This is a genomic window from Methylophilus sp. (genome assembly GCF_052437885.1).
In the GTDB taxonomy this organism is placed as follows: domain Bacteria; phylum Pseudomonadota; class Gammaproteobacteria; order Burkholderiales; family Methylophilaceae; genus Methylophilus.
Map to the genome: position 1 here is coordinate 1 of NZ_JBQVPB010000004.1, position 11,907 is coordinate 11,907.

The 11,907-nt window shown below is 52.6% G+C and carries 15 protein-coding genes; 2 read left to right on the forward strand and 13 right to left on the reverse strand.

Annotated elements, in window-relative coordinates; translation table 11 throughout:
• Positions 1-380: 380 nt before the first annotated feature.
• The 5 genes from rplI to ACT6RZ_RS04865 form a co-directional block, all read right to left on the reverse strand.
• Positions 381-830: a 50S ribosomal protein L9 gene (gene rplI / locus ACT6RZ_RS04845; protein WP_444701057.1), complete on the reverse strand. Its 450-nt coding sequence runs from the start codon at positions 828-830 to the stop codon at positions 381-383.
• A gap of 21 nt (positions 831-851) precedes the next feature.
• Positions 852-1,085, reverse strand: a complete 234-nt coding sequence (gene rpsR, locus ACT6RZ_RS04850) for a 30S ribosomal protein S18 (protein ID WP_024929836.1) — start codon at positions 1,083-1,085, stop codon at positions 852-854.
• Entirely contained in the window at positions 1,086-1,394 is a 309-nt protein-coding gene (priB, locus tag ACT6RZ_RS04855; RefSeq protein ID WP_444701058.1) for a primosomal replication protein N, read from the reverse strand.
• A 5-nt stretch (positions 1,395-1,399) separates the two neighbouring features.
• Complete coding sequence (gene rpsF, locus ACT6RZ_RS04860) at positions 1,400-1,774, reverse strand: 30S ribosomal protein S6 (RefSeq protein ID WP_379056222.1); 375 nt, start codon at positions 1,772-1,774, stop codon at positions 1,400-1,402.
• A gap of 125 nt (positions 1,775-1,899) precedes the next feature.
• Complete coding sequence (locus tag ACT6RZ_RS04865) at positions 1,900-2,229, reverse strand: hypothetical protein (protein WP_444701059.1); 330 nt, start codon at positions 2,227-2,229, stop codon at positions 1,900-1,902.
• Between the two features lie 267 nt (positions 2,230-2,496).
• Here ACT6RZ_RS04865 and epsA point away from each other — a divergent pair, with 267 nt between their 5' ends.
• Positions 2,497-3,276 carry an XrtB/PEP-CTERM-associated transcriptional regulator EpsA gene (epsA, locus tag ACT6RZ_RS04870; RefSeq protein WP_444701060.1) on the forward strand — a complete coding sequence of 260 codons (780 nt, stop codon included), beginning with the start codon at positions 2,497-2,499 and terminating at the stop codon, positions 3,274-3,276.
• Positions 3,277-3,289: 13 nt separating this feature from the next.
• Here the strand turns inward: epsA and ACT6RZ_RS04875 are convergent, their stop codons facing one another.
• From ACT6RZ_RS04875 to ACT6RZ_RS04910, 8 genes are all read right to left on the reverse strand, one after another.
• Positions 3,290-3,727: an RNA-binding S4 domain-containing protein gene (locus ACT6RZ_RS04875; RefSeq protein WP_444701061.1), complete on the reverse strand. Its 438-nt coding sequence runs from the start codon at positions 3,725-3,727 to the stop codon at positions 3,290-3,292.
• Positions 3,728-3,735: 8 nt separating this feature from the next.
• Positions 3,736-5,901, reverse strand: coding sequence for a Lon protease family protein (locus tag ACT6RZ_RS04880; protein WP_444701062.1), 2,166 nt, complete (start codon positions 5,899-5,901; stop codon positions 3,736-3,738).
• A complete protein-coding gene (locus ACT6RZ_RS04885) occupies positions 5,898-6,389 on the reverse strand; it encodes a molybdenum cofactor biosynthesis protein MoaE (protein ID WP_444701063.1) in 492 nt (163 codons plus the stop codon). The genes ACT6RZ_RS04880 and ACT6RZ_RS04885 overlap by 4 nt, the downstream gene beginning before the upstream one ends.
• Positions 6,390-6,391: 2 nt before the next feature.
• Positions 6,392-6,649, reverse strand: coding sequence for a molybdopterin converting factor subunit 1 (moaD, locus tag ACT6RZ_RS04890; protein ID WP_444701064.1), 258 nt, complete (start codon positions 6,647-6,649; stop codon positions 6,392-6,394).
• Positions 6,646-8,022, reverse strand: coding sequence for a DNA recombination protein RmuC (locus tag ACT6RZ_RS04895; RefSeq protein WP_444701065.1), 1,377 nt, complete (start codon positions 8,020-8,022; stop codon positions 6,646-6,648). The genes moaD and ACT6RZ_RS04895 overlap by 4 nt, the downstream gene beginning before the upstream one ends.
• 102 nt (positions 8,023-8,124) lie before the next feature.
• Positions 8,125-8,874, reverse strand: a complete 750-nt coding sequence (locus tag ACT6RZ_RS04900; RefSeq protein WP_444701066.1) for a hypothetical protein — start codon at positions 8,872-8,874, stop codon at positions 8,125-8,127.
• A 99-nt stretch (positions 8,875-8,973) separates the two neighbouring features.
• Positions 8,974-10,515, reverse strand: a complete 1,542-nt coding sequence (locus ACT6RZ_RS04905; RefSeq protein WP_444701067.1) for an alkaline phosphatase — start codon at positions 10,513-10,515, stop codon at positions 8,974-8,976.
• 82 nt (positions 10,516-10,597) lie between these two features.
• Positions 10,598-11,344, reverse strand: a complete 747-nt coding sequence (locus ACT6RZ_RS04910) for a PEP-CTERM sorting domain-containing protein (protein WP_444701068.1) — start codon at positions 11,342-11,344, stop codon at positions 10,598-10,600.
• A gap of 401 nt (positions 11,345-11,745) precedes the next feature.
• Between ACT6RZ_RS04910 and ACT6RZ_RS04915 the strand changes: the two genes are divergently transcribed.
• The gene (locus ACT6RZ_RS04915; protein ID WP_444701069.1) at positions 11,746-11,901 is read left to right on the forward strand and encodes a hypothetical protein; all 156 of its coding nucleotides are present in this window, start codon (positions 11,746-11,748) and stop codon (positions 11,899-11,901) included.
• Positions 11,902-11,907: the final 6 nt, after the last annotated feature.

Here is an 11,907-nt window from a genome sequence, read left to right on the forward strand (position 1 = left end):
AGTCAGCGTGGGAGTTTTCGGCCAGCGTCTGTTCGAGTTCCGCGGTGGCTTGCGCAGTGTGCAAGCCGCTAGGGCGAGTTTCGTTGGACGCCCACGCTGACGAGCAACGCAGGAAACAAGCGGAAGCTAGGGTGCCCTTTCCTTTGGTTACTTATCCTTTGGGCAAGCAAAGGAAAGTAACTCGCCGAGGGGCGAAATAAAATGCCGAAACTGAGCACTAATCCATCCAAAGAATTACCGATTAAACCGTCACAACCGACGCAACAACCGTTCTATCCAACCGCTATGCACACAGCCCAACCACCCATAGCCAGGATGGCTTTCACCAAATAAAAAAGGCTACCGAAGTAGCCTTTTTAAAGTACTGCTAAAAGCTAGAATTAAGCTTCAGCAACCACTGTCACAGTGATATCAACCACAACATCATGGTGCAGTGCAACGCTCACAACAAACTCACCGATATTCTTCAGTGGGCCGTTAGGCAAACGTACATCTGATTTTTTCACTTCATGACCCTGAGCTTGCAAACCAGTTGCAATATCCAGATTGGTCACAGAACCGAACAGACGGCCATCAACACCTGCTTTTTGCGCAATGGTTAACGCAAAACCTGCCAGTTTTTCGCCACGTGTCTGCGCAACAACCAACAAGTCAGCCTGTTGTTTTTCCAGATCAGCACGACGGGCAGCAAATTCAGCCTGGTTAGCTTCAGTTGCACGTTTGGCTTTGCCTTGTGGGATCAGGAAGTTACGGCCGTAACCGTCTTTCACACGAACCACGTCACCCAGTCCACCCAGGTTTGCTACTTTTTCTAATAAAATTACTTGCATGTTATTCTCCTAAGCCGCCGATTAACCTGGGTGTTTGTCTGTGTAAGGCATCAGCGCCAGGAAACGTGCGCGTTTAACCGCAGTTGTCAGTTGGCGTTGGTATTTAGCCTTGGTACCAGTCATACGGGCTGGAATGATTTTGAAGTTCTCAGAAACGAAATCTTTCAACAGATCCACGTCCTTGTAATCAACTTCTTTGATGCCTTCTGCACTGAAACGGCAGTAACGGCGGCGTTTGTACATATCTCTTGCCATTTATAACTCCTTCAATTCTGTATGCTGTATTAGCTGTATCTCTTGTATATGCATGACCACTTGTGTGCTTTTTGCACTGCGCTGCGCCAGGAAACCTTTGGCTTTGATGCGATCTCCGCTTTGCAGTGGCAGACTGGCTTTTTCACCAATCAACACTGCGGGTAACTGACACTGCACTTTGCGATTCAGGCCAGCTTCTTGCTGCTCTGAATCATGTTGCAACTGCAAACGCAACAAGGGTAACCCGGCCGGTGTATAGCGTAACGGTTCAATCGTTTGCACCGTTGCGGCGATCACCAGCGTATTCACGACGCTTAGGCGGCTGCCTCAGTAGTTGCTGCAGGTGCATCACCAACGATGGTTTTGGATTTTTCCTCTTTCATCATCGGGCTTGGTGCAGTCACTGCTGTTTTAGTCGAAATAGTCAGGTGACGTAATACAGCATCGTTAAATTTGAAGCCGTGTTCCAACTCTTCCAGCACTTCCTGGCTCACTTCGATGTTCATCAACACGTAGTGGGCTTTGTGTACTTTATTAATTGGGTAGGCAAGTTGACGACGGCCCCAGTCTTCCAGACGATGGATGTTGCCGCCATTACCAGTGATCTGAGTGCGGTAGCGCTCAATCATCGCAGGCACTTGTTCACTCTGGTCTGGGTGAACAATAAACACGATTTCGTAGTGTCGCATGTAATCTCCTTACGGTTATCAGCCACCCCGAATGCGAAATCAGGTGTGGCAAGGTTGGAAAAGCGTGCGATTATAGACTATAAGTCCTGTGTGAATCAAGGACTTATCTGCAATCCTGACTATGGCTAGCCACTATTGTCTTTATTTTCCAGGCTTTTGTCTTCTTTAGGCAGGTAATAAGGGTCGGCCACATAGCCCGGCCCTTTCATGATGATGATCACCACCAGCCCTATCATCATGGCGCCGATAAAAAACCAGAATGTGAACAGCAGGCCGAGAAACATCGAGGTGCGTTCAATGTTTTGCGACAGCAGGTCTTCCTGCTGCCACCAGGTGTAGGCGATAGGGCTTGCGAATACCAGCGTACCCAGCAACCACCACTTGGGCAGCTTTTTTAGCAATTGCCACTCTTTGTGGCTGGAATAACGTACCCCGTTAGGGAGCTTGTTCAACATAACCTTACCCTGCTCGCTGATCTATCAGCAAGTTGTGACACAAGAAAAAAACATTCATTCATTTTATCGCAAGTAGCGGCAGGTACCAGCCCAAACTCCCCCCACACGCAGCCGGTTTGATCTTTATCAAGCGTCTATTTCAGGCGGGCGTGATGTTTTGCAGGGAAACAGATTAAAGAAGCACGCGGTCGCTGCCGTAAACAAAGTTAAACCATGAATGTGCATGGGTGAAGCCTGGCCTGCGCACAATAACTTTGAGGTATCTCCATGCTGGCACAAAAAAAACAAACACATTGGGAGGGAATTCTGCATGCGATCCAGAATTCATACGCCATTCAACGCCATGTTGATTTTTTCAACTGGCTGAAACAGGACATACATCCGCTGATGCGCCACGACGCCCTGCTGGCGACCTGGGGCAATTTCAGCACCGGCGACCTGCACTTTGATGTGTCTTCTTCGCTGCCTGAAGTGACCACACAGCGTCTGCTGCAGGATTCTGCCATCGTCAATTACCTGATGTGCAACCTGCACAAGCGCTGGCTGGAAAATGACGAGAAATGGTATGTCATCAACCGCTTTGACGCCAGCGGCATACATGCGCAATCGCCCAATGCCTTTACCCAGCAATTAATGAAGATGCACTCGCTGCTGGTGTATGGCGTGCGCGATACCCGCGGAAAAAATGATTGTATCTATGTGTTTTTTGATCGCACACGCGAGTTTCATGTGCCGGACCAGTTTCTCGGTATGATCATGCCGCATGTGGATGCCGCCATACGCCGTGTCGGCCATCTGAAACCGATAGTGAAAGATGAAGAGCTACTCGATAGCATGGCCCAGGGTGGATTGTCTGATCGCGAGCAGGAGATCCTGCATTGGGTGCGCGGTGGCAAAACCAATCTGGAGATAGGCATGATCCTGGATATCAGCGCCAACACCGTGAAAAACCACCTCAAGCGTATTTTCCAGAAACTGGATGTTTCCTGCCGTGCGCAAGCAGTGGCCAAAACCGGCACCGTGACGGCCTACCCCAAACCTAGCTAGGCTGGAATGCGCTTTAATCCCTGCCGGTAAAGCGCTGGATATCGCGCATCTGCCGTTTGGTGGGGCGGCCTACGCCTCTATCACGCTCAGCAAAATGGTCAGCGCCACTTTCCTGGGCCTGTTGCCGTATGCGCAGGCTTTCTTCTGTTTCGCGGTATAGCAGTGCCGCTTCTGGCGCGCCGCGCCGCACATTACTCAGTGCCAGCACTTCGACTTCTATCTGCATATCTTTGTTTTTGATGCTGACGCGCATGCCGGGCTTCATCTCCCTGGCATTCTTGGCGCGGTCACCGTCTATGCGCACCTTGCCGCCATCGACGGCATCGGCTGCCAGGCTGCGTGTCTTAAAGAACCGCGCCGCCCATAACCACTTGTCCAGGCGGCAACTGTCATCCTGGTCGTTGTCGACGGACGATGGTTTATCCTGTTTTTTATTGTGCGTTCTGGCCATGGCGTTGTTTAAGGCTTGCCGCTGTCTGCCTGCGGTTGAATATAGGCCAGATGGGCCTGGTTGCGCTCCAGCGTCTGCCTGAAACTGGCAAGCATGGTTTGTGCACGCGCCATCAGCGTATTGCCGCTATAAGTGCCGTCAGCTTCCTGGGTGCCGGCTTCGCAACCTGTCAGGTGCGCAATGCCTTCCAGCACATGGTCTATGGTAATGATCTTGAACATGCCATTATTCACCGCCGTCACCACGCTCTCATCCAGCACCAGGTGGCGCTGGTTGCGTTTGGGGATGATCACCCCCTGCTCGCCATTCAGGCCCAGTGCCTGGCAGACGCGGAAATAACCTTCTATCTTCTCGTTGACGCCGCCTATAGGCATCACTTCACCAAACTGGTTGAGCGCGCCAGTCACGGCGATGCCCTGTTTGATAGGCAAGCCGGTCAGTGCCGACAGCAATGCAAACAACTCGGCACAAGAGGCTGAATCACCCTCCACGCCGTTGTACTCCTGCTCAAATACCAGCGAAGCGCTCAGGCTTAACGGGGCCAGTGCCCAGAAACTGGCACTCAGCCAGTTTTGTAATATATAGATACCCTTGTCGTGGCTGGGGCCGCTCATCTCGACTTCGCGATCTATATTGATCACCCCGCTACGGCCAGGGTAGCAACGCGCCGTGATACGGATAGGTGAGCCAAAACTGGCATCGCCCAGCTCGATATGGGTCAGGCCATTGACCTGGCCGACCACATCGCCATGCACCTGGATCAGCAGCTCGTTATCAATGATGGAGTCGCGGATCTGCGTTTCGAAGAACTGCTGGCGCAACAGGCGCGCCGAGAGCGCCTGCTTGACATGCGTTTCTCTCACCAACCGCGCATCTGCCGCCGCGGCCACGCTTTCATGCATCAGCTGGTCCAGGTGCGCAAAACGGATGCTGATGCGGCTCTGGTCTTCTTCCAGCCTGTGCATAAAGTGCAATAGCTCGTTGACTGCCGCGCCACTGAAATGTGGCAGGCTGTGCTGCTGGCATTTTTGCGCGATATAACCCGCCACCCAGGCATAGTTTTCCAGCGAGGCGACGACCCGGTCTTCAAACTCGACCTTGACCGGGAAAAAGTCAAAGAAATCCGGCTGCGCTTCCAGGCAATCATAATAGTCTTCGCGCGTGGCGATCATGATCAGCTTGACATGCACCGGCAAGGCGCCGTGGCGGTTGCCGCCCGCGCCTTGCTGGGCATGGTTGGCCCAGTCTTCGATCTGCACTTCGCGGTTACGCATCAGGCGGTAGAGTTTCTCCAGCAAGGCGCCACCGTTATTCTCATCCTGCATCAGGTCACGCAGATGCAGCAGCAGCATGCCGCCATCTGCCCTGTGCACGCTGCCTGCGCGCAAGCGCAGAAACTCCGGCCATTGCGCGGCTTCACCGGCGGCGGTTTCCAGCATGCCGAACAGCGCAGCAAAACCGGGGTCTTTTTCTTCCACCACCGGCTGTTTGACAGCGGCGGTCAGATTGGCCCGCTGGTCTACCAGCAGATTGACGCGGAAACGCGATAAAAAGCCTTCATTGACCAGGCCATCGTTGCTGCTTTCAGGCTCACTGCCCAGTTGCTGCCAGGCTTGCAGATAAGCGAGCACTTCTGGCTTGATCACATTAAACAGCGGCGACAGCTTGGCACTGCTCAGTTGCGCGCGCAGGCTGTCTACCCGCTCTTCCAGCCAGACTTCTGCCTGCGGGAAATTCACCTGGCCGTTGCTATCCAGCCACTGCGACATCTCCACCATCAGCGTCTTGATGAATGCATCCATCACGGTGCGCAACTGCGCACCCAGCCCGGCCGGCAGCTTGATGTAATTGGCACAGGATTGCTGGCTGAAATCATAGAGTGCGACCAGGTCAGTCAGTGTACTGTCTATGCCGGTCACGGCCGAGGCTTTCATGGCGGCCAGGCTCAGAGTGGCACGACCTGAGCCAGGCGTGCCCAGCACCAGCACATTGCAACCGCCCTCTTGTATGGACAAGCCCATCATCAAGGTCTTTTGCGCCTCGGGCTGCAATTTCCAGCCGTAGTCGGTCAGGCTGAGATCAGACGCATCCAGCAATTCTTGCGTAGATTCAAACGCCATGGGCGACAGTTTGTACGACACTGTCATTTCATCAGGATTTAATACTTGCATCATGTAGGTGACTTTCCGTTATTCTTTTGCCACTGTTGTTTTGCGTGTTCATCCGAGACACGGGCCTCGACCCAGCGCTCGCCAAAATCGCCGATTTCTTTTTTCCAGAACGGAGCTTCCGTTTTCAAATAGTCCATGATAAAAGCGCAGGCTTCAAATGCGGCCTGCCGGTGCAGGCTGCTGGTGGCCACCAGCACGATCTGCGCCTGTGCCGCCAGGGCGCCCACGCGGTGGATCAAACGCACACCGAGCACAGGCCAGCGCTGGCAGGCCTGTTCGGCGATACGCTGCAAGGCCGCTTCTGTCATGCCCGGGTAATGCTCTATCAGCATCTGAGCCAGCTTGCCATCTGCCGACAGATCGCGCACCAGCCCGACGAAACTGACCACGGCGCCAGCTTGCGGCGTCGCCGCCCGCAGCTGTTGCAACTCAAGGCCGGTGTCAAAGTCTTGCGACTGCACAGAGATCTTCAGGGTGGCAGGTACGCTCAAGTTCAGCCTCCGGTCACCGGCGGGAAAAACGCCACTTCGTCGCCATCGTCCATGGTCGCCATATCATCTACCAGCTCATGGTTGATGGCGGCACGTACTACGCCTGCACCACTGAACAGTTTCTGCCAGGTGGCACCGCGACCAGACAGCCAGGCTTTTAAAGCAATGATGGTCTCCACACCTTCGGGCAGCGCCACCTCCTCAGAGGAGTAATTGACGACTTCCTTGATGCGGGCAAAGTACAAAATGGTGATCTTCATAAAGGCTTGCTCTTCTCTATATCTTCTAACTCTTCCAGCAGTTCCATCGTGTCCAGCCCTTCTTCCTGCGCCAGTTCTACTTTCTCTATCTGGGCAAAGCGTCTGGAAATCTTCTGGCTGCTGATATGCACGTCCTGTGCGTTTTCATGTGCCTGGCGGATATTATCTGCCAGTTTTTTCATGCGCGTATCAAAGCGCTCAAAGTCTTTGCTGAGTTTGCCCAGCTCGTCTTTAATGATATGCACCTGCTTGCGCATCTCCACATCCTTGAGTACGGCGCGGGCGGTGTTGAGCACTGCCATCAGCGTGGTCGGTGATACCAGCCACACGCGTTTCTTCATCGCATAATCCACCACTTCGCTGTGGTAGGCATGGATCTCGGCAAATACCGCTTCGGCCGGAATAAACATCACCGCGCCATCTGAAGTCTCATTGGCGATGATGTATTTCTGGCTGATATCGTCTATATGTTTTTTGACATCGGCCTTGAACTGTTTGCCGGCCTGCGCCTGTACTAACTCACCCAGGCTGCTGTCATACATGCGATGGTAGTTCTCTAGCGGGAATTTGCTATCGACCGCCACCGTGCCGGTAGGCTCGGGCAAGAACAAGGCACAGTCCACGCGCAAGCCGTTACTCAGGGTATGCTGCATGGCAAAACTGTTGCTAGGCAGCACATTACGCACCAGCCCTTCCAGCTGCACCTCGCCAAAGGCGCCACGGCTGCGTTTATCGCCCAATAACTCTTGCAAGCTCACCATGTTGACGCTGAGGCCATCAATTTTCTTCTGTGCTTCATCTATGGTTGCCAGACGGGCCATGACGCTGGCGAAAGTTTCGTTGGTTTTCTTGAAGCCGGCTTCCAGGCGTTCAGAGACTTTTCCGCTCATTTCTTCCAGGCGAGAATCCACCACCTTGGTTAAGGACTCAATACTTTGCAGCAGGCTTTGGGTGGTGGTTTGCAAGGCGGTGTTGAGCAAATTTTGCTGCGCCATGCCCTGCTCTGACAAACCGTTACGCAGACTCAGACTGAGCTGCTCGCTGCTTTGCGCCAGGTGGTCGCGCTGGGCTACCTGCAGCTCCTGCATGGTGACGCGCAACGCCTGCATGGAATCACGCGTGGCAGTCAGCTCCTGCGACAGCTGCGTGCGTAAACGGTCTTGCTGGTCGGCGTTCTGGTTTTGCAGACGATCTGCCAGCAGATTGAGCGATTGATGCATCTCGCTCATCATCAGTCTATGTTTTTCTTCCAGTTGCTGGGACAGCAACAGGGCGAGTGCCTGCTGCGAAGCCTGTTGCTGCTTGCGTGACTGCCAGACCAGTATGCCTATGATCAGGGCTAACAGGAGTAATTGAATGATTTGTAGGGCCATCAGCGCATTATAGCCGATGACAGTTGCGCCATAGCGCCTCGCAGAAAATTACGCTGCGAGGCGCCGGCATAGTTTGTGCCTGTGAGCCAGGCCAGATGTCAGTTAATGACTATGTGACTGCACGCCAGGCGCGCCGTGTGCGCGGGCCAGCCACTGCATTTCCGAAGGGTTATGCTCCATATCGCCGATGTCGGTAAAATCGACATGCTGGTAATTGCTCAGCGTCGCCAGGCTCGCTTTTGGCGGGATCACCGCATCGCTGGCAGCCAGGGCACCGGTCTGCAATGCCTGCAGCTGGATAGTGACGGTATGCCCGGGATAGTGATATTGCACTGAATAAGGCAATTTCACCGCCGGCATCCACAATATCTCTGTACGCACGCCGTTACCCAGTTCGCCTACATATTTCTCTACGTCCTGACCGTATTGTTTTTGATTGTCAGACTGCACTTTCTTCAGTTTTCCCAGCTCTTCATCGGCGACCAGTTGTGATTTCACCTGCCAGATATTGAGATCGGTTTTAATTGCCAGCAACTTCAGGTCTACATCAGAATAGTCGATAGTGCGGCCATCTTCATGCATGAGATAGCTGTAATTGAACTGACCGGCCGGTTTTTTCATCCACAGGCTGCTGTTATGGGCTGGCTGGCCATTCTGGTACAAGTGGCGGATCTCGACCTGGTCGTCTTCACGCATCAACCACCACTGCAGGCGCTTAGCCGAACCATCTATGCAAGGTGTCGCACATTGTGTGGTTTCGAAACGCGCATTGACGATCTCCTCGGCAATACTTGCTTTGGCAGCCAGCATGGACAGCGCGGCCAAACCAAGCATTTGAATAGTTTTGTTCATTATTTCTTTCCCTCAAGTGGGACAGGGCGACAGATTGTCGCCCTGCATTACAGCTGATAATAACTAGACTAGATAATAACCAGACTAATACGGCTCAAATTAATAACCGAAAGCGTCTTTCATCACCTGGTAGATATAGCTTTGCTCTTGCACGCCATGCACCAGGTAAGATTTAGGGCCTATGGCATAGATAGCCACTTCTTCACCTGCGTGGGTCTCAGAGCTCAATGGTACCAATGCTTCCTGATGGAAATCAGGATCTTCAGTATCTACGCCTGACATATCCACCACGCGGCCAGCAGCGATCGCTTCATTGTAAACAGCTTCGCCCGGTGAGTTAGTGTGGTAACCAGGGCCGTTAGCAAAGCTCACTGTGGTGTAAGGCTTGCCATCAGCAGCCAGCGTCGGCGCTGTTCTGCCTGGCTCAACCACTTTACCCAGAATAGGGTTGCCACGTTTTGGATAACCACCGATAGTCAGTGTGTGGCTATGGTCAGCCGTCACAATGATCAGCGTTTCGTTCAGGTTCACCTTGCTGGCAGCTTCACGTACCGCGTCAGACAGTGCCACTGCGTCCTTGAAGGTACGGAAGGCGTTACCAGCGTGTGAAGCGTGATCGATACGGCCACCTTCAACCATCAGGAAATAACCGTTCTGGTTTTTCTTCAGGATATCGATCGCTTTGCCGGTCATGTCAGCCAATGAAGGCTCGCCTGCGATATCGTTGGCACGGTCTTGCTCAAACTCCATGTGCGATGGATTGAACAGGCCGATGACTTTATTGGTGGTCACCGGGTTCAGTGCATTGAAACCGTTCTGGTCCTGAATATACACACCACCGAATTTGGTGACATATTCTTGCGCCAGATTACGGCCATCGGTACGGCGGCCTTTAGTGCCTTCGATATCAGTCACTGTGTTTGGCAGGAAATAGCTACGGCCACCGCCAAATACCACATCAATACCATCACCGATCTTGCCGGTACCGAAGTTGTCTATCAACTGTGCAGCAATGTCTTTTACACCATTGGCGGCTGCGGCAGGGGTCAGGTTTGCGTTACCTTCCCAGTCACGGTTTGAAGTATGAGCATAAGTTGCAGCAGGTGTAGCGTGCGTGATACGTGCAGTCGATACCACGCCTGTAGATTTACCTGCTGTTTCAGCCTGCTCAAGCAAGGTAGTCACTTTATTAGCATTAATAACCGCTGGATTCGCTTCGTTTCTTGGCACAGACTGGTTCAGCGAAATAATGCCATCATTGGTTTTCACACCAGAGATGATTGCTGTCATGGTAGGTGCAGAGTCAGAAGTCTGCTGGTTGGTCGAGTAGGTCTTGGACAAGGCTACATAAGGAAACTCTTCGAATGACAGCTTGTTACGCTCGCCGTCTATGCCTTTTAACTGGCCTTCAAAGATACGTGCGCCGGTCACGGTAGAGATACCCATGCCATCGCCTACGAACAGGATGATGTTCTTGGCTTTTTTGGCATTCGGTACCAGCCTTTTGCTGTCATTCAGGCTGGCAACGCCATCATTCAGCCAGAACTGTGCATCTTCAGCCAGTGCCACATTAGACAGTGCGAATTGCGAGCCCAGCAGCATGGCGACCACGGCCGTGCGTTTCAAGTTTAAAAAGTCCATGATGTTTTCCTTTAATTTAGAGTTAATCTTATATTTTTATACAGATTTTTATACAGATTTTTATACAGGCTTTGCATTTCAGTTAGCTGCGGCGACGGCGCATGACGCCAGCCATCAGGCCCAGGCCTGCCAGCAACATGGCAGCTGAATCAGCTTCCGGCACCATAGCGATGGCATTGATGCTGACATTGTCTACGCCCAGTTGTAACGAGTTCTGGTTAGCGACAGTGGCGAAACGCAACACGTAGTTGCCACCGGCCGCCAGGCTGGAAGTGAGATCAAACTGGTAGTTGATATAGTTGTTGGCACCCAGTACGCCATTGGCACCGCCCAGATACAGGCTTTGCAATACGTCTGCGCTGCTGGTTGAAAACGGGTCGCTGCCAGCTTTCAGCACATCCACACGTACATGCTGGTTTGGGTTATCGCTCGCATCCACGCTGTAATCCAGGCCGGCTACATCTACATGGCTGCTGGCGTTCTGGTTATTTACAAACATCTGGAAGCTCAAAGTAGCAGAAGAGACCGCACCGGTGCTAAAGGTCTGGAACAGAGCGCTGCCTGACAGACCATTGTTATCCAGCAGGCCATAGTAGCTGCCCTGAAAAGCGCCTACCGTGGTATTGCCTGTCACTTCAGTGGTGGTGCCGGACTGGGCCAGCACACTGCCGAAAATGCCCTGTTCGGCTGACTGCCAGCCGGTAATATCGTAATTGTCCGCACCATGCGTTTCAAAACCACCGTTTTGGATAAGTTCGGCCGCCTGTGTCGCAGGTGACAGTGCTGCCATTACCAGCAAGCCGGTCATCGCCCAAGAGTTAAGCTTCATGTGTAGTTCTCCCTGATTGTATGTGATTAACTTGCGCACCGGCATGCAAGCCAGCGCGTTTACCTGGTGTATTGTTAAAAACATCTGTTGCAGAAAGGTTGCACTAACGTGAAGCTTGTGTGACTGGTGAGACTAGGCTGGCCGGAAGGCTGTTACTGATATGCGCCAGAAAAGAAAAAACCCCGTCAAGACGGGGTTATAAATGACTTTAAACTTGAAAAACACGCCACACTCACACAAAGACGTCCATCATGCTGATGATCATGAGCAGAATAAATCCAAAAAAGACAATTTTCAGATTTACACTCATAAACGACCCTGCGCATTTGTGATGTTGCTAGAATAAGACTATTACACTTGGCGCTCAATGGCCCGTTCGGGTCAATGCAAACATGGCGTCAATGCAGAGATGGCGTCAATACAAACATAGCGTCACTAAAAATACCGACCGGCGTGACCCGTCACCACCAGGGAGCGATATGCTAAAACTGAAACTCATGCTCGGGTTCTGGCTGGCCAGCCTGACCCGCAGGCTCAAGAATAACTTTTACCTTTAACTGGCG

What these genes read in the sequence shown, in the direction of transcription:
- rpsF (WP_379056222.1), bottom strand. Translation starts at nt 1,774, where the DNA reads ATGCGACACTACGAAATCGTGTTTATTGTTCACCCAGACCAGAGTGAA.
- ACT6RZ_RS04875 (WP_444701061.1), bottom strand. Translation starts at nt 3,727, where the DNA reads ATGGCCAGAACGCACAATAAAAAACAGGATAAACCATCGTCCGTCGAC.
- ACT6RZ_RS04895 (WP_444701065.1), bottom strand. Translation starts at nt 8,022, where the DNA reads ATGGCCCTACAAATCATTCAATTACTCCTGTTAGCCCTGATCATAGGC.
- ACT6RZ_RS04900 (WP_444701066.1), bottom strand. Translation starts at nt 8,874, where the DNA reads ATGAACAAAACTATTCAAATGCTTGGTTTGGCCGCGCTGTCCATGCTG.
- epsA (WP_444701060.1), top strand. Translation starts at nt 2,497, where the DNA reads ATGCTGGCACAAAAAAAACAAACACATTGGGAGGGAATTCTGCATGCG.
- rplI (WP_444701057.1), bottom strand. Translation starts at nt 830, where the DNA reads ATGCAAGTAATTTTATTAGAAAAAGTAGCAAACCTGGGTGGACTGGGT.
- ACT6RZ_RS04905 (WP_444701067.1), bottom strand. Translation starts at nt 10,515, where the DNA reads ATGGACTTTTTAAACTTGAAACGCACGGCCGTGGTCGCCATGCTGCTG.
- ACT6RZ_RS04865 (WP_444701059.1), bottom strand. Translation starts at nt 2,229, where the DNA reads ATGTTGAACAAGCTCCCTAACGGGGTACGTTATTCCAGCCACAAAGAG.
- rpsR (WP_024929836.1), bottom strand. Translation starts at nt 1,085, where the DNA reads ATGGCAAGAGATATGTACAAACGCCGCCGTTACTGCCGTTTCAGTGCA.
- ACT6RZ_RS04910 (WP_444701068.1), bottom strand. Translation starts at nt 11,344, where the DNA reads ATGAAGCTTAACTCTTGGGCGATGACCGGCTTGCTGGTAATGGCAGCA.
- ACT6RZ_RS04915 (WP_444701069.1), top strand. Translation starts at nt 11,746, where the DNA reads ATGCAGAGATGGCGTCAATACAAACATAGCGTCACTAAAAATACCGAC.
- ACT6RZ_RS04880 (WP_444701062.1), bottom strand. Translation starts at nt 5,901, where the DNA reads ATGATGCAAGTATTAAATCCTGATGAAATGACAGTGTCGTACAAACTG.
- moaD (WP_444701064.1), bottom strand. Translation starts at nt 6,649, where the DNA reads ATGAAGATCACCATTTTGTACTTTGCCCGCATCAAGGAAGTCGTCAAT.